This window comes from Citrobacter europaeus (genome assembly GCA_020099315.1).
Taxonomy (GTDB): domain Bacteria; phylum Pseudomonadota; class Gammaproteobacteria; order Enterobacterales; family Enterobacteriaceae; genus Citrobacter; species Citrobacter europaeus.
On record CP083650.1, the window covers coordinates 673,109 to 699,973 of the forward strand.

Consider the following 26,865-nt stretch of genomic DNA (forward strand, 5'->3'; position numbering starts at 1 on the left):
ACGCCGATGATGTCTGGCGTTATATGGACAAATTGTTTCTTAGCAGAATATAGGGAGTATTGAAATTATGGCTGAAACGCAAAACGATCCCTTGCTGCCAGGCTATTCGTTTAACGCGCATTTGGTGGCCGGATTAACCCCCATTGAGGCAAACGGGTACCTGGATTTTTTTATCGACAGACCGCTGGGGATGAAGGGTTATATCCTCAATCTCACCATCCGTGGCGAAGGGGTTATTAATAATCAGGGCAAGCAGTTTGTCTGCCGGCCTGGTGATATTTTGCTATTTCCACCTGGAGAAATTCACCATTATGGACGTCATCCTGACGCCAGCGAATGGTATCACCAGTGGGTTTACTTTCGCCCGCGCGCTTACTGGCAGGAGTGGCTGGCCTGGCCGGCCATTTTTGCCCAGACCGGTTTCTTTCGTCCGGATGAAGCGCATCAGCCGCATTTTAATGAACTGTTTGGGCAGATAATCAACGCCGGGCAGGGAGAAGGCCGCTATTCCGAACTGTTAGCGATTAATTTACTGGAGCAGTTATTGCTGCGACGGATGGAAGCTATTAACGAATCGCTGCACCCGCCCATGGACAACCGCGTACGCGATGCCTGCCAGTACATCAGCGATCACCTGGCGGACAGTAATTTTGACATCGCCAGCGTCGCGCAGCATGTCTGCCTGTCGCCCTCCCGCTTGTCGCATCTCTTCCGCCAACAGCTTGGAATTAGCGTATTAAGCTGGCGTGAGGATCAGCGCATCAGCCAGGCAAAGCTATTGCTGAGTACCACACGTATGCCGATCGCCACCGTCGGGCGCAATGTTGGCTTTGACGATCAGCTCTATTTTTCTCGTGTTTTCAAAAAATGTACCGGCGCCAGCCCGAGCGAGTTTCGCGCTGGATGTGAATAAAAAGTGAATGATGTGTCCTGACAGTTGTCATAACTCGCAATCTATTCAGACAATTGATGGCTTGACGAAGTTGAGAAGGGTTATCAAAATCCCTGATTCGTAAATCTGACGGACACATTATGCAAGCATTGCTTGAACACTTTATTCTCCAGTCCGCCCTGTACTCTCTGATCGCCGTACTTCTGGTGGCCTTTTTGGAGTCGCTGGCGCTGGTTGGCCTGATTCTGCCCGGGACCGTGATGATGGCGGGGCTGGGGGCGCTGATTGGCAGCGGCGAACTGAACTTCTGGCATGCCTGGCTTGCGGGCATCATTGGTTGCCTGTTGGGGGACTGGATCTCCTTCTGGTTGGGTTGGCGCTTTAAAAAGCCGCTGCACCGTTGGTCGTTTATGAAAAAGAACAAGGCGTTGCTGGATAAAACCGAGCACGCGCTGCATCAGCACAGCATGTTTACTATTTTGGTGGGCCGTTTTGTCGGGCCGACGCGTCCGCTGGTGCCAATGGTGGCGGGCATGCTGGATCTGCCTGTCGCTAAATTTATCGTCCCGAACATTATTGGCTGCATCCTGTGGCCACCGTTCTACTTCTTGCCGGGGATCCTGGCGGGGGCGGCAATCGATATTCCTTCTGATATGCAGAGCGGAGATTTCAAATGGTTGCTGCTGGGGACGGCGCTGCTGCTATGGGTGGGGGGTTGGCTGTGCTGGCGGCTGTGGCGCAGTGGCAAAGCGGCTGTCGATCGCCTAACCGCGTATTTCCCCCGCAGCCGTTTGCTGTATCTGGCGCCGTTGACGCTCGGGATCGGCGTGGTCGCGCTGGTGGCGTTACTGCGTCATCCGCTGATGCCGGTGTATATCGATATTCTGCGTAAGGTTGTGGGTTACTGACGAATCTTTTGCCGGATGGCGGCTTCGCCTTATCCGGCAACGCACTATGCTTTAATGCCCAGCAGCGCCGAGGCGCTGACCTGACCGCGTAATAACTCATCCGTTTCGCCCTGCCAGGCGATGCGCCCGTCGGCGACCACAACCGATCGGGGCGCAATTCGCGCCGCATCTTCTACGCTGTGAGAAACCATCAGCAATGTAAGCTGTTTCTCGCGACAGACCTCGGCGACCAGCGTTAGCATCTCCTGGCGCAGCGCAGGATCGAGCGCAGAGAACGGTTCATCGAGCAGCAAAATGGGTTGTTCTCGCACCAGGCAACGCGCCAACGCCACGCGTTGTCGCTGTCCGCCGGAAAGCTCACCGGGGAGGCGCTCCAGCAGAGAGTCGATCCCCATTTGCTGGGCGATGTGGCGCATTTTCTCCCGCTGAAGCGCGTTCAGCTTCAATCCCGGATTAAGGCCCAGGCCAATGTTTTGCTGCACGCTCAGGTGGCTGAACAGGTTATTTTCCTGAAACAGCATGGAAACGGGGCGGCGTGATGGCGGCGTGGCGGTGTGATCTTCACCTTCAATCATCATCGTGCCGCTGGCTGGCGTGAGAAAGCCGGCAATCAGATTCAGCAACGTACTTTTCCCGGCGCCGCTGGGCCCGAGGACCGCTACCTGCTCGCCGCGCGTGACCGACAGCGTAAAGCGCATGGGCAAATGGTGATAAAGCCATGTGATATCAATCAGTTTTAACATTTCGACCCGGCAATTTTTCAATAACGGTAAACAGCGTAAAGCACAGGATCAGCAGTAATAACGCCGTAACCGCGCCATCCTGACTGCGATAAGAGCCAATCTGCTGATATAAATAAAACGGCAGGGTGCGGAAATCCTCATTACCAAATAACGCCACCACGCCAAAATCGCCAATCGACAGCACGCAGGCAAAAGCCATCGCCTGCGCTAGCGGACGCTTCAGGGCGCGCAGTTCAACCACTTTCAGGCGCGACCATCCCTCTATTCCCAACGACTGGCACAACATACTGTAGCGCGCAGTGACGTCACGCATTGGGTTTTCCAGCACTTTCAGCGCGTAAGGGATCGCCATCAGCGCATTGGTAAAAATGACAATGCCGTCGGCAGATTCGGGGAGCCCAATAGTATTATTGAGCAGCAGAAAGAAGCCGGTAGCTAGCACGATACCCGGCATGGCGAGGATCATCATGCCGCTCAGCTCCAGCATTTGACCTGCCAGCACCTGCTGTCGGGCACGTAGTTCACGGCTGCTCCATAACAGCATCATGGTGAGTACAATGCACAACGCTCCTGCCGCCAGCGCAATGCGCAGCGAGGTTCCCAGCGCCTGCCACAGTACAGGTTGCCTAAGAACATCCAGCATATGGCGGTTAAAGCCATCGACAATCACCGCCAGCAGCGGCGGCAACAACAGCAGCAGGGCCAGAATAATCAGCAGAGCGTCTGTCAGGCGGCTGTGCAAACGATCGTCGGGATCGCGCCAGCCCTGAACCAGCGTGGTGCCGGGAGCAATAGCGCGGCTCAGACGTTGGCTGAGCAGTACCAGCGCTAAACAACAAACCATCTGGATCAACGCCAGCATGGCTGCACGACCGGGATCGTAATCAAAGTTAAGCGCCTGATAAATCGCCAGCTCGATGGTGGTGGCCTGCGGCCCGCCGCCCAGCGACAAAACGGTGGCGAAGCTGGCGAAACAGAGCATAAAGATGAGCGCCGCAACGGGAAGGATCTGACGGCGTAGCCATGGCCATTCAACAAAGCGGAAGAAATGCCAGCCGCGCATACCCAACTGAGCGGCTAACTGTCGTTGTTCGCCGGGAATATTTTCCAGTGATTGCAACAGCAGACGACTGGCCATCGGCAGATTGAAAAAGACGTGCGCCAGCAGAATGCCCTGTAAACCGTATGGCGAAAAGGTCCATTCCAGCCCCAATGTATGCCAGAGCGAGGCCAGCCAGCCCTGACGACCATAGACGCTAAGAATACCGAAGACCGCCACCAGCACTGGCAGGATTAACGTCATCGCGCACAGGCGCAGCAGCGCCAGACGTCCAGGAAAACGACGACGATAGAGCGCTCTGGCCAGGAAAATCGCCGGGATGACCGACAGCACTGCGGATAAAAAAGCCTGCCAGAAAGAAAAGAGCACCACGTGCCACAGGTAGTCGTCCTGCCACAGCGAGATCCATTCTCCCTGCGGGGCGTTAAACCACAGTGCCAGAAACGCGGCCAGGGCAACGGCCACCATCAGCGTGGCGGCGGTAAGCCCTGGAACCAGCCAGCCGGGAATTAACGGCTGACGGCGCGTTGCCATTCGCTAATCCATACCTGGCGTTGAGCTGCAACCTGCTGCGGCGTAAATTCCAGCGCGGTGGCTGGTTTATTCAGTTGCTCGAATCCTGGCGGCAGGGCGACCTGCGTTACCGGATACATCCAGTTGCCGGTCGGAATTGCATTCTGGAATGCTGGAGACACCATAAACTTCAGGAATTTCTCGGCCAGTTCCGGCTGCTTGCTGGCCGCGGTACGGGCGGCGACTTCCACCTGCAAATAATGGCCCTCGCTAAAGTCGGCTGCGGCGTAGTTGCCTTTTTTCTCGGCGATGATGTGATAGGCCGGAGAGGTGGTGTAACTGAGCACCAGATCGCTTTCACCTTTCAGGAACAGGCCGTAGGCTTCGCTCCATCCCTTGGTGACGGTGACGGTTTTGGCTGCCAGTTTCTGCCACGCCTCTGGCGCTTTATCGCCATAGACTTTCTGCATCCATAGCAGCAGACCCAGACCAGGCGTGCTGGTGCGCGGATCCTGATAAATGACGCGCCATTTCTGGTCGCTTTCTACCAGTTCTTTCAGACTTTTGGGCGGATTCTTCAGCTTGTTCTTATCGTAAACGAAGGCGAAATAGCCGTAGTCAAACGGAACGAAGGTATCGTTTTTCCAGCCGCCGGGCACGTTAACGGCGTCACCTGGTACACCGCTTTTGGCGAACAATTTGGTTTGCGTTGCGGCTTCCAGAAGGTTGTTATCCAGACCCAGCACGACGTCGGCCTTGCTGTTTTTTCCTTCCATGCGCAGGCGGTTAAGCAGTGAGACGCCATCTTCCAGCGCGACCAGTTTCAGCTCGCAGTTGCAGTCAGCTTCAAAGGCTTTTTTGATTGTCGGGCCCGGGCCCCAGTCAGCTGCGAACGAGTCGTAGGTGTAGACGGTCAGTACCGGTTTAGCGAAGGCAGGCGCTGCGCACAGCAGTAAAAGCGGAAGACATTTTTTAAACACTTTGCACCTCAAGAGTTGGGTGGCAAAGGACTTGAGGAACTGACTCAAATCCCTTCGCCGGCATTATCCGGATCAGGTTCGACGGGTATCTCTCAGCCCATACGCAGATCGAATGATTTTGTGTATGTTTTTTATTTAGCACCCCGTTGAGAACGGCGTTAGTGTAATGATTTTGTTGCTCAGCAGCAATTAAGGATCCGGCGGTGCAAACCACGCCGATTTAAAATCAAACCAGCCTAGAGTATTCATGCGTAGCCCGCGCATACTGCGCTGGCCCTGAATGATCAGCCAGTGGTGGATCAACGGCACAATGGCCTTTGTGGCGAGCAGTTGTTGGCACCATGCCGCCAGGCTCATTTCGCCCGTTCGCCAGCGGGCGGCATCGTTTTCCCAGTCCCGCGAGATACAGTTTTGCAGTAATGGGACTTCGCAGAGATGCGCGAACAACGAGAAGTCCAGCGGTAGGGTAAAGTTGGCGCTGTTGAGCCAGATATCACTGACTATTTCACCCGCATGCCATTGATCGTAGTCGATCTCCTGAATATTCAACTGTACCTGATGTTCCGCCAGCAGCGTTTTCATGATCTGCGCGATAATCCGGTGTTCGATGTGATCGCGATAGTAAGTGAGAGTCAGCGTTTCCAGTCCGGCTGGTTTTTCACCATGGCCGGGCCTGGCATGGTGCCAGCGGGGAAGCAAACCGTAGGCGGGGAACCACAGTCGCTGGTACTGTTCGTCGGCGTGGCAGATTAAATGGGTTGGCGAGAGAACGCGGCTAGCCCACTCGCGGACCTCCTGATTAGCGCCACGGTGGGTGCGCGTATCAAACAGCAGGTAGTAGCAGCCTTCTTCGAGACGGCTCTCGATCGCCTTTTCATCCTCCGTGGGGCCTTTTAGCGTCAACCCGCCGCCAGGCTCTTCGCCGATGTCGGGCAGCACCCAAACGTTAACTTCGTCGATCAGCGCCCGGTAGCCAAAGTAATCATCAAATGCGTGAATCTTCAGTTGATTATTGGTATTGCGAATCACCGCATATGGACCAGTGCCAATCGGGTGACTGGAGAAGTTATTTAACGTTTCCCATTCTCGCGGCAGGATCATGGCGGGGACTTGCCCCAATAACCAGGGAAGCCAGCGGTCAGGCTGGGACAGATGGATATCCAACGTCCAGGCCGTGGGCGAGACGATTTGCGTGATGTGTGAGTACAGCGGCAGAGCGTTAATGCGCATCAGCGAGGCGATGACATCTTCCATTTCCAGTTCGCGGCCATGATGGAAATGGATCCCCGGGCGCAGGAAAAATCGCCAGTGTAAAGGTGAAATCTGCTGCCAATGATGGGCGATGTCCGCTTCCAGTTCCCCATTTTCCTCATTTACCCGTATGAGGGCGCTGAAGATTTGCCGGGCGATATGGGTTTCGGAGCGGCGCAATGCCGTACCCGGAAGCAGGTTGTGCATGGGACGATAATAGAGAACGCGCATGATGTGTCGACCCTGGCGAAAACTGCGGCCGAGGTGGGAAACCAGCATCTGCCGTACGGCCGTTTTGTCACCGACCAGTTGCACCAGTTGATCGATGCGATCCTGTTCCAGCAGGTCTTCTGCCCGCTGTTGCTGGAGCGCCAACCCGGTATAGAGGAATGTCAGGCGCGAGCGTTTACCTCGTCCAACTTCGGCTTCCCACGTTAACCAGCCACGTTCCTGCATGGTATTAAGCAGCGTACGCATATGGCGGCGCGAGCAGCTCAGAAGCTCCGCCAGCTCGTTAAGCGTTGTGTCTTGCGTTTTGCCGTCGCAGCATTGCCACAGACGGATGAACTGTTGTTGCAAACGACCAGAAGACATAAAAGGGGAACTCCTGCGGAAAACTCAGCAATTTTATAATCCCTATATTAAGCCAATAATAGATTCCGATGAAGCGATGAGACAACGAAGGGGTCATCTATGCGTCAGTTCTGGTTGGAGTACTTTACCGCGACGGAAAAATCGTCCTGGTTGGCTTGCCTGAGCGCACCGCAGCGCTTAAAGATGCTCGAAGAGCTGATGCAGTGGGAGGTGACAGCCTGACTCCTGAATTGGGAATTGCAGACATCATGTGTGACTGAGTATTGGTGTAAAATCACCCGCCAGCAGATTTTTTCTGCTGGCTTTTTTCGTTTCAGCTGCGCTTAAAAGGAAAGATATGCTCTGGATTATGACCATGGGACGGCGCCTCAACGGCGTTTACGCGGCATTTATGCTGGTCGCTTTTATGATGGGCGTGGCGGGTGCATTGCAGGCTCCCACGCTGAGCCTGTTCCTGAGCCGTGAAGTCGGGGCGCAGCCATTTTGGGTCGGGCTGTTTTACACCGTCAATGCGATTGTCGGGATCGTTGTCAGCCTGGGTCTCGCGAAACGATCCGACAGCCAGGGCGATCGGCGCAAGCTGATCATGTTCTGTTGCCTGATGGCAATTGGCAACGCGCTGCTGTTTGCGTTTAATCGCCACTATCTTACGCTGATCACCTGCGGTGTGCTGCTGGCCTCGCTGGCGAATACCGCGATGCCGCAGCTGTTTGCGCTGGCGCGAGAATATGCTGATAACTCCGCGCGTGAAGTGGTGATGTTTAGCTCGGTGATGCGTGCGCAGCTTTCACTGGCATGGGTGATTGGACCGCCGCTGGCCTTCATGCTGGCCCTGAATTACGGCTTTACGGCGATGTTTTCCATTGCCGCAGGGATTTTTGCCATTAGCCTGGTGCTAATTGCGCTGATACTGCCGTCCGTCGCGCGGGTGGAGCAGCCTGTAGATGTGCCGCTCGAACACACTGGTGGTTGGCAGGACAAAAATGTGCGCATGCTGTTTATTGCCTCCACGCTGATGTGGACCTGCAATACCATGTACATCATCGATATGCCGCTGTGGATAAGCCTTGAGCTGGGCTTGCCGGACAAGCTGGCCGGGATCCTGATGGGAACGGCGGCTGGGCTGGAAATTCCGGCGATGATTCTGGCGGGCTATTACGTGAAGCGCTTTGGTAAACGGCGAATGATGATCGCGGCAGTTGCGGCGGGCGTGCTGTTTTATCTGGGTTTAATCTTCTTTCACAGCCGTACGGCGCTGCTGGTGCTGCAACTGTTTAACGCGGTATTTATCGGTATTATCGCCGGGATAGGCATGCTGTGGTTTCAGGATTTGATGCCCGGACGAGCGGGGTCAGCGACCACACTATTTACCAACAGTATTTCAACGGGAGTCATCCTGGCGGGAGTGATTCAGGGAGCTGTTGCGCAAAGCTACGGCCACTTTGCCGTCTATTGGGTGATTGCGGCAATTTCTGTCGTTACGTTGGTGATGACCGGGCGGGTGAAGGACGTCTAATCATGTTGCCGGATGCGCTGCGCTTATCCGGCCTACAGTTGGAGTGCGTTTGTAGGCCGGATAAGCGCAGCGCATCCGGTATCGCAATGACTAGCGCATAAACGCTGGCTGCTTGTCTTCATACTCGGTGATGGCCGCTTCATGCTGCAGCGTCAGCCCGATGCTGTCCAGACCATTCAGCATGCAGTGGCGGCGGAAGTCGTCGATTTTAAAGCTGTAGGACTTATCGCCTGCTTTCACCACCTGCGCCTGGAGATCCACTTCAAATTTAATCCCCGGGTTGGCTAACACCAGCGCGAACAATTCATCTACCTGCGCGTCGCTCAGGGTCACCGGCAACAGTTGGTTATTGAAACTGTTGCCGTAGAAGATGTCGGCGAAGCTTGGCGCGATCACCACTTTAAAGCCGTAATCGGTCAGCGCCCATGGCGCATGTTCACGTGAAGAGCCGCAGCCAAAGTTTTCCCGTGCCAGCAGAATTGAGGCGCCTTTATATTCCGGGAAGTTCAGCACAAACTCTGGATTAGGCTGTTGCCCCTTTTCGTCCAGGAAACGCCAGTCGTTAAACAGATGTGCGCCAAAACCGGTGCGCGTAACCTTCTGCAAAAACTGTTTAGGAATAATTGCGTCGGTATCAACGTTGGCGGCATCCAGTGGGACAACCAGGCCGGTATGCTGGGTAAATTTCTCTGCCATGGTAGTTTCCTTATTTGATGCTGCGAATGTCGGCAAAATGACCGGTGACGGCGGCAGCGGCAGCCATGGCCGGACTGACTAAGTGCGTACGACCACCGCGGCCCTGACGACCTTCAAAGTTACGGTTGCTGGTGGATGCGCAACGCTCGCCAGGGTTCAGGCGGTCATTGTTCATGGCCAGGCACATGGAACAGCCAGGCAAACGCCATTCAAATCCTGCTTCGATGAAGATCTTGTCCAGACCTTCCGCTTCCGCCTGCGCTTTCACCGGACCAGAACCCGGCACTACCAGCGCCTGAACGCCAGGCGCGACTTTACGTCCTTTGGCGATTTCCGCCGCGGCACGTAAATCTTCAATACGCGAGTTGGTGCAGGAACCGATGAACACTTTATCGATAGCCACTTCAGTTAAAGGAATGCCCGGTTTCAGCCCCATATACGCCAGCGCTTTTTCAGCCGATGCGCGCTCAACGGGATCGGCAAATGAAGCCGGATCGGGAATATTATCGTTCACTGAGATGACTTGACCCGGGTTCGTACCCCAGGTGACCTGCGGCGCGATCTCTTCTGCCTGCAGAGTAACGACGGTATCAAACGTTGCATTGTCGTCGGTTTTCAGCGTTTTCCAGTACTCTACCGCGTGGGCGAAATCCTCGCCTTTCGGTGCGTGTAAACGACCCTGCACATAGTTAAAGGTCGTTTCATCCGGTGCGACCAGACCCGCTTTGGCGCCCATTTCAATGGCCATGTTGCACAGGGTCATGCGGCCTTCCATGCTCAGCGCGCGGATGGCTTCGCCGCAAAACTCAACGACGTGTCCGGTACCGCCTGCGCTACCGGTTTTACCGATAATCGCCAGTACGATATCTTTAGCGGTAATGCCAGCCGCTGCTTGACCGTTGACTTCAATCTTCATGGTTTTGGCGCGCCCCTGTTTCAGGGTCTGCGTTGCCAGAACGTGTTCAACCTCAGAGGTGCCAATACCAAAGGCCAGTGCGCCAAATGCGCCGTGTGTGGCGGTGTGGGAATCGCCGCAGACGATGGTCATACCCGGCAACGTTACGCCTTGCTCAGGTCCCATCACGTGGACGATACCCTGATACGGGTGGTTCAGGTCGTACAGTTCGACGCCAAATTCATTGCAGTTTTTGATCAATTCCTGCATCTGAATACGCGCCATTTCGCCGGAGGCGTTAATGTCTTTGGTCTGCGTGGAGACGTTGTGGTCCATGGTGGCGAAGGTTTTACCGGGCTGGCGCACCTGACGTCCATGCGCGCGCAGGCCATCAAACGCCTGCGGAGAGGTCACTTCATGCACCAGATGCCTGTCGATATACAACAGCGGGGTTTCGTTTTGCGCTTCAAAGACAACGTGCGCATCAAACAATTTTTCGTATAACGTTTTAGCCATGATTACACCCCTTCTGCGACGTAACGGGCAATGATGTCACCCATTTCATCAGTACCGACTGCGGCAGCGCCACGGGCTAAGTCACCGGTGCGAATGCCTTCTTCTAATGCGCGATTGATGGCGCTCTCAATAGCGGTGGCCGCATCATTGGCATCCAGGCTATAGCGCAACAGCAGCGCCAGCGACAGGATTTGGGCGATAGGGTTGGCAATGTTTTTCCCGGCGATATCCGGGGCGGAACCGCCTGCGGGTTCGTACAGACCAAAGCCCTGCTCATTCAGGCTGGCGGACGGTAACATACCCATTGATCCGGTGATCATGGCGCATTCGTCAGACAGGATGTCGCCAAACAGGTTGGAGCACAGCAGCACGTCGAACTGGGACGGATCTTTAATCAACTGCATTGTCGCGTTGTCGATGTACATATGCGCCAGTTCAACGTCTGGATATTCATTCGCAATTTCATTGACGATTTGGCGCCAAAGAATCGATGTTTGCAGTACGTTGGCTTTATCAATCGATGTGACTTTGCGGCGGCGCTGGCGAGCGGATTCAAACGCGATACGCGCAATACGCTCGATCTCAAAACGGTGATAAACCTCGGTATCAAATGCTTTTTCATGTTGACCGCTGCCTTCGCGGCCTTTTGGCTGACCGAAGTAGATCCCGCCGGTCAGCTCGCGCACGCACAGGATGTCGAAACCGTTCGCGGCGATATCTGCCCGCAGAGGGCAAAATGCTTCCAGACCCTGGTACAGCTTAGCCGGGCGCAGGTTGCTGAATAATTTGAAATGCTTACGTAATGGCAGCAGCGCGCCGCGTTCAGGCTGCTGGTTTGGCGGCAGATTTTCCCATTTCGGACCGCCAACGGAGCCAAACAGAATGGCGTCAGCTTGCTCACAGCCTTCAACCGTTGCAGGCGGCAGCGGCTGACCGTGGTTATCAATAGCGGCACCACCCACGTCGTAGTGGCTGGTGGTAATACGCATGTTAAAACGGTTGCGGATTGCGTCCAGTACCTTCAGGGCTTGCGCCATCACTTCCGGGCCAATACCGTCACCCGGCAAAACAGCAATATGATAATTCTTCGACATCACACGGTTTCCTTGTTGTTCTCGTTGTTCTGAGCTTTGCGTTGCAATTCTTTTTCGACTTCTTCGGCGCGCCAGATGTTATTCAGCACATGAACCATTGCTTTAGCAGAAGATTCGACGATATCCGTAGCCAGACCGACGCCGTGGAAACGACGACCGTTATAGTTGGCCACGATATCTACCTGACCCAGCGCATCTTTACCGTGCCCTTTGGCGGTCAGGCTGTATTTCACCAGTTCGATGTTGTATTCAGTCACACGGTTGATGGCCTGATAAATGGCATCGACCGGACCGTTACCGTTCGCCGCTTCGGCTTTGACTTCTTCACCGCAGGCCAGCTTGACGGAGGCGGTGGCAATGTCATTTGAGCCGGACTGTACGCTGAAGTAATCCAGACGGAAATGCTCCGGCTCTTCCTGCTGTTTATTAATAAAGGCCAGTGCTTCCAGGTCGTAATCAAATACCTGACCTTTTTTATCCGCCAGCTTCAGGAACGCGTCGTACAGGTTGTCCAGGCTGTATTCATTCTCTTTATATCCCATCTCGTCCATACGGTGTTTAACCGCGGCGCGTCCGGAACGGGAAGTCAGGTTCAGCTGCACCTGGTTCAGGCCGATGGATTCAGGCGTCATGATTTCGTAGTTTTCACGATTTTTCAGCACGCCGTCCTGATGGATGCCGGAGGAGTGGGCAAACGCCCCGCTACCGACAATGGCTTTGTTGGCCGGAATAGGCATGTTGCAGATTTGGCTGACTAACTGGCTGGTGCGCCAGATTTCCTGGTGATTAATACGAGTCTGTACGTTCAGGATATCTTTGCGCACTTTGATCGCCATGATCACTTCTTCCAGTGAGCAGTTACCGGCGCGTTCGCCGATGCCGTTCATCGCACCTTCCACCTGGCGAGCACCGGCGTGGACGGCTGCCAGCGCGTTGCCGACGCCAAGGCCTAAGTCATCATGGGTATGTACGGAGATGATGGCTTTATCGATATTCGGTACGCGTTCATACAGACCAGAAATGATTGCCCCAAATTCGAAAGGCATAGTGTAGCCAACGGTATCGGGGATATTAATGGTTTTGGCACCCGCATTAATCGCCGCTTCAACCACGCGGGCCAGGTCGGCGATAGGGGTTCGACCAGCATCTTCGCATGAGAACTCCACGTCATCCGTATAATTACGCGCACGCTTAACCATGTAGACAGCGCGCTCGATTACTTCATCCAACGTGCTGCGTAATTTCGTCGCGATATGCATCGGCGAAGTGGCGATAAACGTATGAATGCGAAAAGCCTCGGCGACTTTCAGAGATTCTGCGGCGACGTCGATATCTTTTTCTACGCAGCGTGCTAAGGCACAAACGCGGCTGTTCTTAACCTGACGAGCGATGGTTTGTACGGACTCAAAGTCACCCGGTGAAGAGACCGGGAAACCGACTTCCATCACGTCAACGCCCATTCGTTCGAGGGCCAGCGCAATCTGCAGTTTTTCTTTCACACTCAGGCTCGCCTGTAACGCCTGTTCACCGTCGCGTAAGGTGGTATCGAAAATAATGACTTGCTGGCTCATGGTTTAGGTCCTTGGTCTTTAGGGCGCCTTGCTTCGAGCATAAAAAAACCCGCGCAACGGCGCGGGTTTTTTGTCTTAACTGGAGCTGACTTAATGCTGAATGTCGTCCACCAGTCTACCGCGCAACGAAGGTGCGTTTAGTAGTAGTAGACCGTTGAAACGAGCAATGTAAGTCATCAATCAAGCTCCAGGCGAATGCGATATGCTTTTAGTGGTACTGGATATGAAGACTGATGTCAACCCCATCCCTCGGGAAGGCTCTGATTGAGGGATGAAATTTCTGCAAAACTTAAGCGAATTGTGCTGAATTTTTCTGGGTATATAAAATTAATCCGCTGATGGCTGAACATACTTTTCACGGTTTGACATATTTGAGCATATTTATTTGCATTTATTGTAACGATGAATCGAAGAAAACTACTCTATTGAGATTTCATATCTTTATGATTTGCCTGTTCTTATAGTAACTCTGAATGTGTTAAGCCAGCCTGACGCCACATAATTGATAAATTAATGTTAACTTTTAATGTATTAATAATATAAACATTTAATTAAAACTTAAATATACATTCATAATACGTATGATTGTGTATTCGTCGTGCTTATGGTTATATTGTTTTTGAAATTTAAACATATGAATCATCGTGCAGTGACCTCTGCCACACTGCGCTCGCATTGGTCTTTTGTTCATTTAGGTTTGTGCCTTTATGTTTTCCTAATTTTAATGTTTTTTCTTTTTCTCATTTTATATGCATGGTAAATCATATTAACGGAGATTATTTCTTCACTCCGTCTGGGAAAAGGGAGTTTAGAGTGACAGTGGAGTTAAATATGCCAGAAGTAAAAATAATAGATAAAACGAATCTTATAGAGATGGGTAAGCCACAGCTTCGTATGGTTGATCTCAATCTATTAACCGTTTTCGATGCGGTGATGCAGGAACAAAATATTACCCGTGCCGCGCATACGTTGGGGATGTCGCAACCCGCTGTCAGTAATGCGGTCGCGCGCCTGAAGGTCATGTTTAACGATGAGCTTTTTGTTCGATATGGACGCGGGATACAGCCTACAGCAAGAGCTTTTCAGTTGTTTGGCTCTGTTCGCCAGGCATTGCAATTAGTGCAGAATGAACTGCCTGGTTCCGGCTTTGAACCTGCCAGCAGTGAGCGTGTTTTCAATCTCTGTGTATGTAGCCCGTTGGATAATATTCTTACTTCATTGATTTATAATCGAGTTGAGCAAGTCGCACCGAATATTAATGTCGTTTTTAAATCTTCACTCAATCAAAATACTGAGCATCAATTACGTTATCAGGAAACTGAGTTTGTTATTAGCTATGAAGAGTTCCGTCGTCCAGAATTCTCCAGTATTCCATTATTCAATGACGAAATGGTGTTAGTGGCGAGTAAAAAGCATCCGCGTATTAGTGGCCCATTGCTGGAAAGCGATCTCTATAATGAACAGCATGCCGTGGTTTCCCTCGATCGCTTCGCATCATTCAGCCAGCCGTGGTATGACACACCGGATAAACAATCCTGCGTGGCTTATCAGGGAATGGCATTAATTAGCGTGCTTAATATTGTGTCGCAAACGCATCTGGTTTCTATTGCGCCGCGTTGGTTGGCAGAAGAGTTCGCCGATTCTTTAGAACTGCAAATATTGCCTTTACCTTTAAAATTGAATAGCCGCACATGTTATCTTTCATGGCATGAGGCTGCGGGTCGCGATAAAGGACATCAATGGATGGAAGAGCTGTTGGTCTCCGTCTGCAAGCAGTAGCAGTTGGCAGAATAAATCGGGGGATACATCTGGTTTATTCTGCTTTTTTCTTTATGTCTGAAATTTTATGCTGAACTCTACTTTTTATATATACCCTGACCTGTAAAAAAATAGAGTAATTGCTGTAAGTCTCCCTTTTTAAGCGATTATTTATCATATCAATTGCTTATGATGGTTTAATTCTCCATTTATTCGATTCTTTCCTCCGTTTTATTCTAATTTACTCCAGTGCCACCCCTTCGGAGTCAATTGCCATGCGTCATCGTCAGCGGTTAATGTGTTGTTAAACCGTAATTCATTATAAGAGTGAGGCAAGCCATGGAGATGTTGTCTGGAGCCGAGATGGTCGTCCGATCGCTCATCGATCAGGGTGTGAAGCAGGTATTCGGTTATCCCGGGGGGGCCGTCCTCGATATTTATGATGCGCTACATACGGTCGGCGGTGTTGATCATGTGCTGGTCCGTCATGAACAGGCCGCGGTACATATGGCTGATGGCCTGGCGCGCGCCACGGGGGAAGTCGGCGTTGTTTTGGTCACTTCCGGACCGGGGGCAACCAATGCAATCACCGGGATTGCAACGGCATATATGGATTCCATTCCACTGGTGATCCTCTCCGGACAGGTTGCCACCTCCCTGATTGGCTACGATGCCTTTCAGGAGTGCGACATGGTGGGCATATCCCGCCCGGTGGTAAAACACAGCTTCCTGGTTAAACAAACGGAAGACATCCCGCAGGTGCTGAAAAAAGCCTTCTGGCTGGCGGCAAGCGGTCGTCCGGGACCGGTGGTAGTGGATTTGCCGAAAGATATTCTGAATCCGGCGAAAAAACTGCCTTACAGCTGGCCGGAGTCTGTAAGTATGCGTTCATATAATCCGACAACGACCGGACATAAAGGTCAGATAAAACGTGCTCTGCAAACGCTGGTAGCGGCGAAGAAACCGGTGGTCTATGTGGGCGGTGGCGCGGTGAATGCCGCCTGCCACCAACAACTGGGGCAGATTGCCGAAGCACTGAATCTGCCGGTTGTTTCCTCGCTGATGGGGTTAGGCGCGTTTCCGGCCACGCATCGCCAGGCGCTGGGTATGTTGGGCATGCACGGTACTTACGAAGCCAATATGACCATGCATCATTCCGATGTGATCTTTGCCGTCGGCGTTCGCTTTGACGATCGAACGACCAATAACCTGGCAAAATATTGCCCGAATGCGACCGTACTGCATATCGACATCGATCCGACCTCCATTTCAAAAACCGTCACGGCGGATATTCCGATTGTGGGCGATGCTCGCCTGGTGCTGGATCAGATGCTTGAGTTGCTGGAGCAGGAAAAATCACAGCAGCCGCTGGATGATAACCGTGACTGGTGGCAACAGATTGAACAATGGCGCGCCCGTCAGTGCCTGAAATACGACACGCAAAGCGAAAGTATTAAACCACAGGCGGTAATAGAAACCATCTGGCGTCTGACGAAAGGGGAGGCATATGTGACCTCTGATGTTGGTCAGCATCAGATGTTTGCCGCACTTTACTATCCGTTCGATAAACCACGCCGCTGGATTAACTCAGGCGGCCTCGGCACCATGGGATTCGGTTTACCCGCGGCGTTGGGGGTGAAAATGGCGCTGCCCGATGAAACGGTGGTGTGCGTGACCGGAGATGGCAGCATTCAGATGAACATCCAGGAGCTGTCGACGGCGCTGCAATATGAACTGCCGGTGCTGGTGCTCAACCTTAACAACCGCTATCTCGGCATGGTCAAACAATGGCAGGACATGATCTACTCCGGGCGCCACTCCCAGTCTTACATGCAGTCGCTGCCCGATTTTGTACGCCTTGCCGAGGCTTATGGGCATATTGGTATCCAGATTAATCATCCAGATGAACTGGAGAACAAGCTGGGCGAAGCGCTGGAACATGTGCGTAACCATCGTCTGGTGTTTGTCGATGTCACCGTCGATGGCAGTGAGCATGTCTACCCGATGCAGATTCGTGGGGGCGGGATGGATGAAATGTGGTTAAGCAAAACGGAGAGGACCTGATTATGCGCCGGATATTATCAGTATTGCTGGAAAACGAGTCGGGTGCATTGTCGCGTGTGATTGGCCTCTTCGCCCAGCGCGGATACAACATTGAAAGCCTGACCGTCGCGCCGACTGACGATCCGACCTTATCGCGGATGACGATTCAGACGGTTGGGGATGAGAAAGTCCTGGAGCAGATCGAAAAGCAGCTTCACAAGCTGGTGGATGTTCTGCGCGTCAGCGAACTGGGGCAGGGCGCGCACGTTGAACGAGAAATCATGCTGGTGAAAATCCAGGCCAGCGGTTATGGCCGGGAAGAGGTGAAACGTAACACGGAGATTTTCCGCGGGCAAATCATCGACGTTACGCCGTCGATCTACACCGTACAACTGGCGGGCACCAGCGATAAGCTGGATGCGTTTCTGGCAACCCTGCGTGAAGTCGCCAAAATTGTGGAGGTTGCCCGTTCCGGCGTGGTGGGACTTTCTCGCGGCGATAAAATTATGCGCTAACGTGCAGGGATAACGTAGGCCTGATGAGGCGCGCTAGCGTCGGCATCAGGCAATAATACCTTGCCGGATGGTGCTAATGCTTATCCGGCCTGGGCGAGAAGCATTGGCTATCGGTTGCTTTTTTTTGCGAAATCAGCAGTAACCAGAGACAAAAGCGGTTGCCGCAGTCATTATTCTGCGCTTAGATGTTAAGAAGTTTAACCCATGCCATCTAAAAGGTTATGGTTTGTACATTTTACGCAAGGGGCAATTGTGAAACTGGATGAAATCGCTCGGTTGGCCGGCGTTTCGCGAACGACTGCAAGCTACGTTATTAACGGCAAAGCAAAGCAATATCGCGTAAGCGACAAAACGGTCGAAAAAGTCATGGCGGTGGTGCGTGAGCATAATTACCACCCGAACGCCGTGGCGGCCGGGCTACGTGCTGGACGCACACGTTCTATTGGGCTTGTGATCCCGGATCTCGAGAACACGAGCTATACTCGGATCGCAAACTATCTGGAGCGCCAGGCGCGTCAGCGCGGGTATCAACTGTTGATTGCCTGCTCTGAAGATCAGCCGGATAACGAAATGCGTTGTATTGAGCATCTTTTACAACGCCAGGTTGATGCCATTATTGTGTCGACCTCCTTGCCGCCTGAACACCCGTTCTATCAGCGCTGGGCGAACAGTTCATTCCCGATTGTGGCGCTGGACCGCGCGCTGGATCGCGAACATTTCACCAGCGTGGTGGGCGCAGACCAGGATGATGCCCAAATGCTGGCGGAGGAGTTACGTAAATTCCCTGCTGAAACCGTGCTCTATCTGGGGGCGCTCCCTGAATTATCCGTCAGTTTCTTGCGCGAACAGGGTTTCCGTACCGCATGGAAAGACGATCCGCGTGAAGTGCATTTCCTCTATGCCAACAGCTATGAACGTGAAGCTGCCGCGCAGTTGTTTGATAAATGGCTGGAAACGCATCCAATGCCTCAGGCGCTGTTTACCACGTCGTTTGCTCTGCTGCAGGGAGTGATGGATGTGACCCTGCGTCGCGACGGGCAGTTACCGTCTGATTTGGCGATTGCGACGTTTGGCGACCACGAACTGCTCGACTTCCTGCAGTGCCCGGTACTGGCGGTAGCGCAGCGTCATCGCGATGTTGCTGAGCGCGTGCTGGAGATTGTGCTGGCAAGCCTGGATGAGCCGCGAAAACCAAAACCAGGATTAACGCGTATACGGCGTAATCTGTACCGTCGCGGTATACTTAGCCGTAACTAAGAGCCTCAATTGATGATGTCGGCGGGATAAGCCTCTGACGTCATCAATTATTCCATTCTCAGAAATAACCGCATTATAATTAAGAATATTCTTTAGAATTATCTGAAATTGATTCTTAAATTATGCCGAATTAAAAATGCAACTCTCCATTTTGGGGTTATTGAGAAGTAACGACGCGTTACGGTTGTATTATTTTGTTACATGCTTGTAGGGATTTGCCGAATTAACAAACACTTTGCTGCTGCGTTGTGGCAATCTCACCTTCACCTCGCTCCTGTGCGGCGTACAGACTGATTAACTGGTACTGTTATCTCGCTGCATATTGTCCTAAAATGCCGCTCGCGTCGCAAACTGACACTTTATATTTTCTTTTGATGATATTCAGTTGTTTTAAACAATCATGAGTTGTTGGATTTTTTTCTTACAAATATTCATGACGTTAATTTGCTTCGTTTGCTGTACGGAATTTGTTCAACGCTGATATTAGCCGTAAACAATGTGTTTTTTGCTCCGCTAAGCGCCGTGACTTGCTTGACAAGGTTTTCCTCCGCTCCGTAAACTCCTTTAAGTGGGAATTTGTGGGATAAAGTGGTAATCGGGGGTGAGGCTGGCATGTTCCGGGGAGCAACGTTAGTTAATCTCGACAGTAAAGGGCGCTTATCCGTGCCTACCCGTTATCGGGATCAACTGCTCGAGAGCGCTACCGGTCAAATGGTTTGCACCATTGACATCCATCACCCGTGCCTGCTGCTGTACCCCCTGCCTGAATGGGAAATCATCGAACAGAAGTTATCGCGTCTGTCTAGCATGAATCCAGTTGAGCGTCGCGTACAGCGCCTGTTGTTGGGTCATGCCAGCGAATGTCAGATGGATAGCGCTGGTCGCTTATTGATAGCGCCCATTCTGCGGCAACACGCAGGGTTAACGAAAGAAGTGATGCTGGTTGGGCAGTTCAATAAGTTTGAGCTGTGGGATGAAACGACCTGGTATCAACAGGTCAAGGAAGATATCGACGCTGAGCAGTCTGTTACCGGCGCGCTGTCGGAACGATTGCAGGATTTGTCTCTATAAAATGATGGAAAATTATAAACATACAACGGTGTTGCTGGATGAAGCCGTAAACGGCCTGAATATTCGTCCAGACGGCATCTACATTGACGGGACATTTGGTCGCGGTGGTCACTCACGTCTGATCCTCTCCCAGCTTGGCGAAGAGGGACGTTTACTGGCCATCGATCGCGATCCGCAGGCTATTGCCGTTGCACAGACGATTACCGATCCCCGTTTTTCCATCGTCCATGGACCTTTTTCTGCGCTGGCTGACTACGTCGCCGAGCGCGGACTGACCGGTAAGATCGACGGGATTCTTCTCGATCTTGGGGTTTCTTCTCCGCAGCTTGACGACGCTGAGCGCGGATTCTCATTTATGCGTGACGGTCCGTTAGATATGCGAATGGACCCGACACGCGGTCAGTCAGCGGCCGAATGGCTGCAAACCGCCGATGAAGCAGACATTGCCTGGGTGATCAAAACCTTTGGCGAAGAGCGCTTCGGCAAACGCATTGCTCGCGCCATCGTGGAGCGCAACCGCATCGAACCAATGACCCGCACTAAAGAGCTGGCAGAGGTGATTGCGGCGGCAATGCCGGTGAAAGACAAATTCAAACATCCCGCGACCCGTACCTTCCAGGCGGTGCGCATTTGGGTGAACAGTGAACTGGAGGAGATAGAGCAGGCGCTAAAAAGCTCGCTCAGCGTGCTGGCACCAGGTGGTCGCCTTTCGATAATCAGTTTCCATTCGCTTGAAGATCGCATTGTGAAACGCTTTATGCGCGAACAAAGCCGTGGTCCTCAGGTTCCGGCTGGAATACCGATGACCGAAGCGCAGATCAAAAAACTGGGCGGCCGTGAGTTAAGAGCACTAGGCAAGATGATGCCGGGTGAAGAAGAGGTAGCTGAAAATCCTCGTGCCCGTAGTTCAGTTCTGCGTATTGCAGAGAGGACGAACGCATGATCAGCAGAGTGACAGAAGCCCTCAGCAAAGTTAAAGGATCGATAGGAAGCAACGAGCGCCATGCCTTGCCTGGCGTGATCGGTGACGATCTTTTGCGGTATGGGAAGCTGCCACTCTGCCTGTTCATTTGCATTATTTTGACGGCGGTTACCGTCGTGACAACAGCACACCATACGCGGTTACTGACCGCGCAGCGTGAGCAGCTGGTTCTGGAGCGAGATGCGCTGGATATCGAATGGCGTAACTTGATCCTAGAGGAGAACGCGCTCGGCGACCATAGCCGTGTTGAACGGATCGCAACGGAAAAGCTGCAAATGCAGCATGTTGATCCCTCACAAGAAAATATCGTAGTACAAAAATAAGGATAAACGCGACGCATGAAAGCAGCGGCAAAAACGCACAAACCAAAACGCCAGGAAGAACAAGCCAACTTTATCAGTTGGCGTTTTGCGTTACTGTGCGGCTGTATTTTGCTGGCACTGGGTTTTCTGCTCGGGCGCGTTGCCTGGCTGCAAATCATCGCGCCGGACATGTTGGTGCGTCAGGGCGACATGCGTTCTCTGCGCGTCCAGGAAGTGTCTACGTCACGCGGGATGATTACCGACCGCTCAGGTCGTCCGCTGGCGGTGAGCGTTCCGGTGAAGGCGATTTGGGCCGACCCGAAAGAGGTGCATGATGCAGGCGGCGTGAGCGTTGGTGAACGCTGGCGGGCGTTGTCGACTGCCCTGAACCTCCCACTCGATCAACTGGCTTCCCGCATTAACGCCAACCCGAAAGGGCGCTTTATCTATCTGGCGCGTCAGGTAAACCCTGACATGGCTGACTACATCAAGAAACTGAAGCTGCCAGGTATTCATCTGCGCGAAGAATCCCGCCGCTACTATCCTTCCGGAGAAGTGACCGCTCACCTCATCGGCTTTACTAACGTCGACAGTCAGGGGATTGAAGGCGTTGAGAAGAGCTTCGACAAGTGGCTCACCGGGCAACCGGGCGAACGTATTGTACGTAAAGACCGTTATGGCCGCGTCATTGAGGATATTTCCTCTACCGACAGTCAGGCGGCGCATAACCTTGCGCTAAGCATTGATGAGCGTTTACAGGCGCTGGTTTACCGTGAACTGAATAACGCGGTGGCGTTTAACAAGGCGGAGTCAGGCAGTGCGGTACTGGTGGATGTGAACACCGGTGAAGTGTTGGCAATGGCCAACAGTCCGTCTTACAACCCGAATAATCTCACCGGTACGCCGAAAGATGCGATGCGTAACCGTACCATTACCGACGTGTTTGAGCCGGGTTCTACCGTCAAACCGATGGTGGTGATGACGGCGCTGCAGCGTGGTGTGGTACGTGAAAATACCGTACTTAACACCATCCCTTACCGAATTAATGGTCACGAAATCAAAGACGTGGCGCGTTATAGCGAATTGACCCTCACCGGGGTTTTGCAGAAGTCGAGTAACGTCGGTGTTTCCAAGCTGGCGTTAGCGATGCCGTCCTCAGCGTTAGTAGACACTTACTCACGTTTTGGGCTGGGAAAAGCGACCAATTTGGGGTTGGTCGGAGAACGCAGTGGCTTATATCCTCAAAAACAACGGTGGTCTGACATAGAGAGGGCCACCTTCTCTTTCGGCTATGGGCTAATGGTAACGCCGTTACAGTTAGCGCGAGTCTATGCAACGATCGGCAGCTATGGCGTATATCGTCCGCTGTCGATCACCAAAGTTGACCCTCCGGTTCCTGGCGAGCGTATCTTCCCGGAATCAACCGTGCGTACCGTGGTGCACATGATGGAAAGCGTGGCGCTGCCCGGCGGCGGCGGCGTGAAGGCGGCGATTAAAGGCTATCGTATCGCCATTAAAACCGGTACGGCGAAAAAAGTAGGCCCGGATGGCCGCTACATCAACAAATACATTGCTTATACCGCAGGCGTTGCGCCTGCGAGTCAGCCGCGCTTCGCGCTGGTTGTTGTTATCAACGATCCGCAGGCGGGTAAATACTACGGTGGCGCCGTTTCCGCGCCGGTCTTTGGTGCCATCATGGGCGGCGTACTGCGCACCATGAACATCGAGCCGGATGCGCTGACAACGGGCGATAAAAATGAATTTGTGAATAATCAAGGCGAGGCAACAGGTGGCAGATCGTAATTTGCGCGACCTTCTTGCTCCATGGGTGCCGGGTGCACCGGAGCGAGCACTGCGGGAGATGACGCTTGACAGCCGTGTGGCTGCATCGGGCGATCTCTTTGTCGCAGTATTGGGTCATCAGGCGGACGGGCGTCGGTATATCCCGCAGGCGATAGCGCAAGGTGTGGCTGCCATTATTGCAGAAGCAAAAGATGAAGCTACTGACGGTGAAATCCGTGAAATGCACGGCGTGCCGGTTATCTATCTCAGCCAGCTTAACGAACGTTTATCTGCACTGGCAGGCCGTTTTTACCACGAGCCTTCTGAAAAAATGCGTCTGGTCGGCGTGACCGGGACCAACGGTAAAACCACCACTACCCAATTGCTGGCGCAGTGGAGCCAACTGCTTGGCGAAACCAGCGCGGTAATGGGAACAGTAGGCAATGGCCTGCTGGGCAAAGTGATCCCGACGGAAAATACTACCGGCTCAGCCGTTGATGTCCAGCATGTGCTGGCGGGGCTGGTTGCGCAGGGCGCAACGGTTGGCGCGATGGAAGTGTCTTCACACGGTCTGGTTCAGCATCGCGTGGCGGCGCTGAAGTTTGCCGCATCAGTATTTACTAACTTAAGCCGTGATCATCTTGACTACCACGGCGATATGGAACATTACGAAGCCGCGAAATGGCTGCTGTATTCCACGCACCAATGCGGTCAGGCCATCGTCAACGCGGATGATGAAGTCGGTCGTCGCTGGCTGGCCAAACTCCCGGATGCGGTTGCCGTTTCGATGGAAGACCACATCAATCCGAACTGTCACGGTCGTTGGTTAAAAGCGGTTGACGTGAATTATCACGACAGCGGGGCAACGATTCGTTTTACCTCCTCATGGGGTGACGGCGAAATTGAAAGCCACCTGATGGGCGCGTTTAACGTCAGCAATCTGCTGTTGGCGCTGGCGACGCTGCTGGCGCTGGGATATCCGTTAGCTGATTTACTGAAAACGGCGACACAATTGCAGCCGGTTTGCGGGCGTATGGAAGTGTTCAGCGCGCCGGGTAAAACCACCGTTGTGGTTGATTATGCCCATACGCCAGATGCGCTGGAAAAAGCGCTGCAGGCGGCACGTCTGCACTGTGCTGGCAAACTGTGGTGCGTCTTTGGTTGCGGCGGCGATCGCGACAAAGGCAAACGCCCGTTGATGGGCGCGATTGCTGAAGAGTTTGCTGATGTTGTCGTGGTGACCGATGACAACCCACGTACTGAAGAGCCGCGCGCCATTATTAACGACATTCTGGCGGGGATGCTGGATGCCGGACAGGCGAAGGTAATGGAAGGTCGCGCAGAAGCGGTGACAAACGCCATTATGCAGGCGAAAGAAAATGACGTGGTGCTGGTGGCCGGTAAAGGTCATGAAGACTACCAGATCGTTGGTTCACAGCGCCTCGACTATTCTGACCGCGTCACGGCAGCGCGTCTGCTGGGGGTAATCGCATGATTAGCGTAACGCTCAGCCAACTGGCGGAGATCCTCCGTGGCGAATTAAAAGGGGCCGATCTGACCCTTGATGCGGTGACAACCGATACGCGTAAAGTGACGCCGGGCTGCCTGTTTGTGGCGCTGAAAGGCGAACGCTTTGACGCCCACGATTTTGCCGACAAAGCGCAAGAGAGCGGGGCGGGTGCGCTGCTGGTCAGCCGTCCGTTGGACACCGATCTGCCGCAGTTGATTGTTAAAGATACGCGTCTGGCGTTTGGTGAACTGGCCGCGTGGGTTCGCGCCCAGGTTCCGGCGCGCGTTGTTGCGCTGACCGGCTCTTCCGGGAAAACATCCGTCAAAGAGATGACGGCGTCCATTCTGAGTCAATGCGGCAACACACTATATACCGCGGGCAACCTGAACAACGACATCGGCGTACCGATGACGCTGCTGCGCTTAAACAACGATTACGACTATGCCGTAATTGAGCTCGGCGCCAATCATCAGGGGGAAATCGCCTGGACCGTTGGTCTGACACGTCCGGAAGCGGCGCTGGTGAACAACCTGGCCGCCGCGCATCTGGAAGGCTTCGGCTCTCTGGCCGGTGTTGCAAAGGCAAAAGGTGAGATTTTTACCGGCCTGTCAGCGAACGGTATCGCCATTATGAATGCCGACAACAACGACTGGCTGAACTGGCAAAGCATCATCGGCGATCGCAAAGTCTGGCGCTTCTCGCCGAATGCGGCTAACAGCGACTTTTCGGCGGATAACGTTCATGTGACCTCACACGGCACAGAGTTTTCGCTGCAAACGCCAACCGGAAGCATTGATGTTCTGCTGCCGCTGCCGGGGCGTCACAACATTGCTAACGCCCTTGCGGCGGCTGCGCTCTCTATGGCGGTAGGCGCGACGCCAGAGGCGATCAAAGCGGGCCTGAAGGATCTGCAAGCGGTGCCGGGGCGTCTGTTCCCGGTTCAACTGGCAGAAAATCAGCTGCTGCTGGACGACTCCTACAACGCTAACGTCGGCTCAATGACCGCAGCGGTACAGGTGCTGTCCGAAATGCCCGGCTACCGCGTGCTGGTGGTTGGCGATATGGCAGAGCTTGGCGCGGAAAGCGAAGCCTGCCACGTACAGGTAGGTGAGGCTGCAAAGGCTGCAGGTATCGACCGGGTGCTGAGTACAGGGAAACTGAGTCAGGCAATTAGCCATGCCAGCGGCGTTGGTGAGCATTTTGCGGATAAAACCGCGCTGACCGCGCATCTTAAGGCGCTGATTGCAGAACATCAGATCATGACGATTTTAGTGAAGGGTTCACGTAGTGCCGCCATGGAAGAGGTAGTACGCGCATTACAGGAGAATGGAACATGTTAGTTTGGCTGGCCGAACATTTGGTCAAATATTATTCCGGCTTTAACGTCTTTTCCTATCTGACGTTTCGCGCCATCGTCAGCCTGCTGACCGCGCTGTTCATCTCTTTGTGGATGGGCCCGCGCATGATCGCCCGCTTGCAAAAAATGTCCTTTGGACAGGTCGTACGTAACGACGGTCCGGAATCACACTTCAGTAAACGCGGTACGCCGACCATGGGCGGGATTATGATCCTCACCGCGATTGTTATCTCCGTACTGCTGTGGGCATACCCGTCGAATCCATACGTATGGTGTGTGCTGGTGGTATTGGTCGGTTACGGCATTATCGGTTTTGTCGATGACTACCGTAAAGTGGTACGCAAAGACACCAAAGGCCTGATCGCACGCTGGAAATACTTCTGGATGTCGGTGATTGCGCTGGGCGTGGCTTTTGCGCTGTATCTGGCCGGTAAAGATACCCCCGCCACCGAACTGGTGGTGCCATTCTTTAAAGACGTGATGCCGCAACTGGGACTGTTCTACGTCCTGCTGGCGTACTTTGTGATTGTGGGGACTGGTAACGCGGTTAACCTCACCGACGGCCTTGATGGTCTGGCGATTATGCCGACCGTGTTTGTGGCCGCGGGTTTTGCGCTGGTGGCCTGGGCGACCGGTAACATGAACTTCGCCAACTATCTGCACATTCCTTATTTACGTCATGCCGGCGAACTGGTGATCGTCTGTACGGCGATTGTCGGCGCGGGCTTAGGCTTCCTGTGGTTTAACACCTATCCGGCGCAGGTCTTTATGGGCGACGTCGGATCGCTGGCGCTGGGCGGCGCGCTGGGCATTATTGCCGTGCTGCTGCGTCAGGAATTCCTGCTGGTGATCATGGGCGGCGTATTTGTCGTAGAAACCCTGTCAGTCATTCTGCAGGTTGGTTCCTTTAAGCTGCGCGGACAGCGCATCTTCCGTATGGCGCCGATTCACCATCACTATGAACTGAAAGGCTGGCCGGAACCGCGCGTAATTGTGCGCTTCTGGATTATTTCGCTGATGCTGGTGCTGATTGGCCTGGCAACGCTGAAGGTACGTTAA

24 protein-coding genes and 1 riboswitch are annotated in these 26,865 nt (G+C 53.4%); of the genes, 15 read left to right on the forward strand and 9 right to left on the reverse strand.

The genetic code is table 11. The annotated features are described in order from the left end of the window. The first annotated feature begins 67 nt into the window (after positions 1 to 67). Positions 68 to 913, forward strand: a complete 846-nt coding sequence (araC, locus tag LA337_03200) for an arabinose operon transcriptional regulator AraC (protein ID UBI16717.1) — start codon at positions 68 to 70, stop codon at positions 911 to 913. Positions 914 to 1,032: 119 nt separating this feature from the next. Then, positions 1,033 to 1,800 (forward strand): DedA family protein, encoded by a 768-nt coding sequence (locus tag LA337_03205; protein ID UBI16718.1) that lies wholly within the window; start codon positions 1,033 to 1,035, stop codon positions 1,798 to 1,800. Positions 1,801 to 1,844: 44 nt separating this feature from the next. Here LA337_03205 and thiQ read toward each other — a convergent pair whose 3' ends face one another. The 4 genes from thiQ to sgrR form a co-directional block, all read right to left on the reverse strand. Next, positions 1,845 to 2,543 (reverse strand): thiamine ABC transporter ATP-binding protein ThiQ, encoded by a 699-nt coding sequence (gene thiQ, locus LA337_03210; GenBank protein ID UBI16719.1) that lies wholly within the window; start codon positions 2,541 to 2,543, stop codon positions 1,845 to 1,847. Next, positions 2,527 to 4,137 (reverse strand): thiamine/thiamine pyrophosphate ABC transporter permease ThiP, encoded by a 1,611-nt coding sequence (gene thiP, locus LA337_03215; protein ID UBI16720.1) that lies wholly within the window; start codon positions 4,135 to 4,137, stop codon positions 2,527 to 2,529. The genes thiQ and thiP overlap by 17 nt, the downstream gene beginning before the upstream one ends. Further along, on the reverse strand, positions 4,113 to 5,096 hold the full coding sequence (thiB, locus tag LA337_03220; GenBank protein UBI16721.1) for a thiamine ABC transporter substrate binding subunit: 984 nt from the start codon (positions 5,094 to 5,096) through the stop codon (positions 4,113 to 4,115). Before thiB ends, thiP begins: the two co-directional genes overlap by 25 nt. Before the next feature lie 31 nt (positions 5,097 to 5,127). Next, positions 5,128 to 5,252: riboswitch (TPP riboswitch) on the reverse strand. Between the two features lie 33 nt (positions 5,253 to 5,285). Beyond that, complete coding sequence (gene sgrR / locus LA337_03225; GenBank protein ID UBI16722.1) at positions 5,286 to 6,941, reverse strand: HTH-type transcriptional regulator SgrR; 1,656 nt, start codon at positions 6,939 to 6,941, stop codon at positions 5,286 to 5,288. 99 nt (positions 6,942 to 7,040) lie between these two features. On the opposite strand from sgrR, the gene LA337_03230 reads away from it, so the two are divergent. Both LA337_03230 and LA337_03235 read left to right on the forward strand, forming a co-directional pair. Then, the gene (locus LA337_03230; protein UBI16723.1) at positions 7,041 to 7,163 is read left to right on the forward strand and encodes a glucose uptake inhibitor SgrT; all 123 of its coding nucleotides are present in this window, start codon (positions 7,041 to 7,043) and stop codon (positions 7,161 to 7,163) included. A gap of 115 nt (positions 7,164 to 7,278) precedes the next feature. After that, positions 7,279 to 8,457, forward strand: coding sequence for a sugar efflux transporter (locus LA337_03235; protein UBI16724.1), 1,179 nt, complete (start codon positions 7,279 to 7,281; stop codon positions 8,455 to 8,457). A 90-nt stretch (positions 8,458 to 8,547) separates the two neighbouring features. Here the strand turns inward: LA337_03235 and leuD are convergent, their stop codons facing one another. The 5 genes from leuD to leuL form a co-directional block, all read right to left on the reverse strand. Next, positions 8,548 to 9,153 (reverse strand): 3-isopropylmalate dehydratase small subunit, encoded by a 606-nt coding sequence (gene leuD, locus LA337_03240; protein UBI16725.1) that lies wholly within the window; start codon positions 9,151 to 9,153, stop codon positions 8,548 to 8,550. 10 nt (positions 9,154 to 9,163) lie between these two features. Next, positions 9,164 to 10,564 (reverse strand): 3-isopropylmalate dehydratase large subunit, encoded by a 1,401-nt coding sequence (gene leuC, locus LA337_03245; protein ID UBI16726.1) that lies wholly within the window; start codon positions 10,562 to 10,564, stop codon positions 9,164 to 9,166. Between the two features lie 2 nt (positions 10,565 to 10,566). Then, positions 10,567 to 11,658 (reverse strand): 3-isopropylmalate dehydrogenase, encoded by a 1,092-nt coding sequence (leuB, locus tag LA337_03250; protein ID UBI16727.1) that lies wholly within the window; start codon positions 11,656 to 11,658, stop codon positions 10,567 to 10,569. Then, complete coding sequence (gene leuA, locus LA337_03255; GenBank protein UBI16728.1) at positions 11,658 to 13,229, reverse strand: 2-isopropylmalate synthase; 1,572 nt, start codon at positions 13,227 to 13,229, stop codon at positions 11,658 to 11,660. The genes leuB and leuA overlap by 1 nt, the downstream gene beginning before the upstream one ends. A 90-nt stretch (positions 13,230 to 13,319) precedes the next feature. Next, complete coding sequence (gene leuL / locus LA337_03260) at positions 13,320 to 13,406, reverse strand: leu operon leader peptide (GenBank protein ID UBI18394.1); 87 nt, start codon at positions 13,404 to 13,406, stop codon at positions 13,320 to 13,322. Between the two features lie 654 nt (positions 13,407 to 14,060). Here leuL and leuO point away from each other — a divergent pair. From leuO to mraY, 11 genes are all read left to right on the forward strand, one after another. Next, a complete protein-coding gene (gene leuO, locus LA337_03265; GenBank protein UBI16729.1) occupies positions 14,061 to 15,008 on the forward strand; it encodes a transcriptional regulator LeuO in 948 nt (315 codons plus the stop codon). A 318-nt stretch (positions 15,009 to 15,326) separates the two neighbouring features. Beyond that, a complete protein-coding gene (gene ilvI / locus LA337_03270; protein UBI16730.1) occupies positions 15,327 to 17,051 on the forward strand; it encodes an acetolactate synthase 3 large subunit in 1,725 nt (574 codons plus the stop codon). Between the two features lie 2 nt (positions 17,052 to 17,053). Continuing rightward, positions 17,054 to 17,545 (forward strand): acetolactate synthase small subunit, encoded by a 492-nt coding sequence (gene ilvN, locus LA337_03275; GenBank protein ID UBI16731.1) that lies wholly within the window; start codon positions 17,054 to 17,056, stop codon positions 17,543 to 17,545. Between the two features lie 252 nt (positions 17,546 to 17,797). Continuing rightward, positions 17,798 to 18,802, forward strand: a complete 1,005-nt coding sequence (gene cra / locus LA337_03280; GenBank protein ID UBI16732.1) for a catabolite repressor/activator — start codon at positions 17,798 to 17,800, stop codon at positions 18,800 to 18,802. Between the two features lie 612 nt (positions 18,803 to 19,414). Beyond that, entirely contained in the window at positions 19,415 to 19,873 is a 459-nt protein-coding gene (mraZ, locus tag LA337_03285) for a division/cell wall cluster transcriptional repressor MraZ (GenBank protein UBI16733.1), read from the forward strand. Position 19,874: 1 nt separating this feature from the next. After that, positions 19,875 to 20,816 carry a 16S rRNA (cytosine(1402)-N(4))-methyltransferase RsmH gene (rsmH, locus tag LA337_03290; protein UBI16734.1) on the forward strand — a complete coding sequence of 314 codons (942 nt, stop codon included), beginning with the start codon at positions 19,875 to 19,877 and terminating at the stop codon, positions 20,814 to 20,816. Then, positions 20,813 to 21,178 carry a cell division protein FtsL gene (gene ftsL / locus LA337_03295; protein ID UBI16735.1) on the forward strand — a complete coding sequence of 122 codons (366 nt, stop codon included), beginning with the start codon at positions 20,813 to 20,815 and terminating at the stop codon, positions 21,176 to 21,178. Before rsmH ends, ftsL begins: the two co-directional genes overlap by 4 nt. 15 nt (positions 21,179 to 21,193) lie before the next feature. Beyond that, positions 21,194 to 22,960 carry a peptidoglycan glycosyltransferase FtsI gene (gene ftsI, locus LA337_03300; GenBank protein ID UBI16736.1) on the forward strand — a complete coding sequence of 589 codons (1,767 nt, stop codon included), beginning with the start codon at positions 21,194 to 21,196 and terminating at the stop codon, positions 22,958 to 22,960. Further along, positions 22,947 to 24,434 (forward strand): UDP-N-acetylmuramoyl-L-alanyl-D-glutamate--2,6-diaminopimelate ligase, encoded by a 1,488-nt coding sequence (gene murE, locus LA337_03305; GenBank protein UBI16737.1) that lies wholly within the window; start codon positions 22,947 to 22,949, stop codon positions 24,432 to 24,434. Before ftsI ends, murE begins: the two co-directional genes overlap by 14 nt. Next, a complete protein-coding gene (gene murF / locus LA337_03310; GenBank protein ID UBI16738.1) occupies positions 24,431 to 25,789 on the forward strand; it encodes a UDP-N-acetylmuramoyl-tripeptide--D-alanyl-D-alanine ligase in 1,359 nt (452 codons plus the stop codon). Before murE ends, murF begins: the two co-directional genes overlap by 4 nt. Then, entirely contained in the window at positions 25,783 to 26,865 is a 1,083-nt protein-coding gene (gene mraY, locus LA337_03315; protein ID UBI16739.1) for a phospho-N-acetylmuramoyl-pentapeptide-transferase, read from the forward strand. Before murF ends, mraY begins: the two co-directional genes overlap by 7 nt.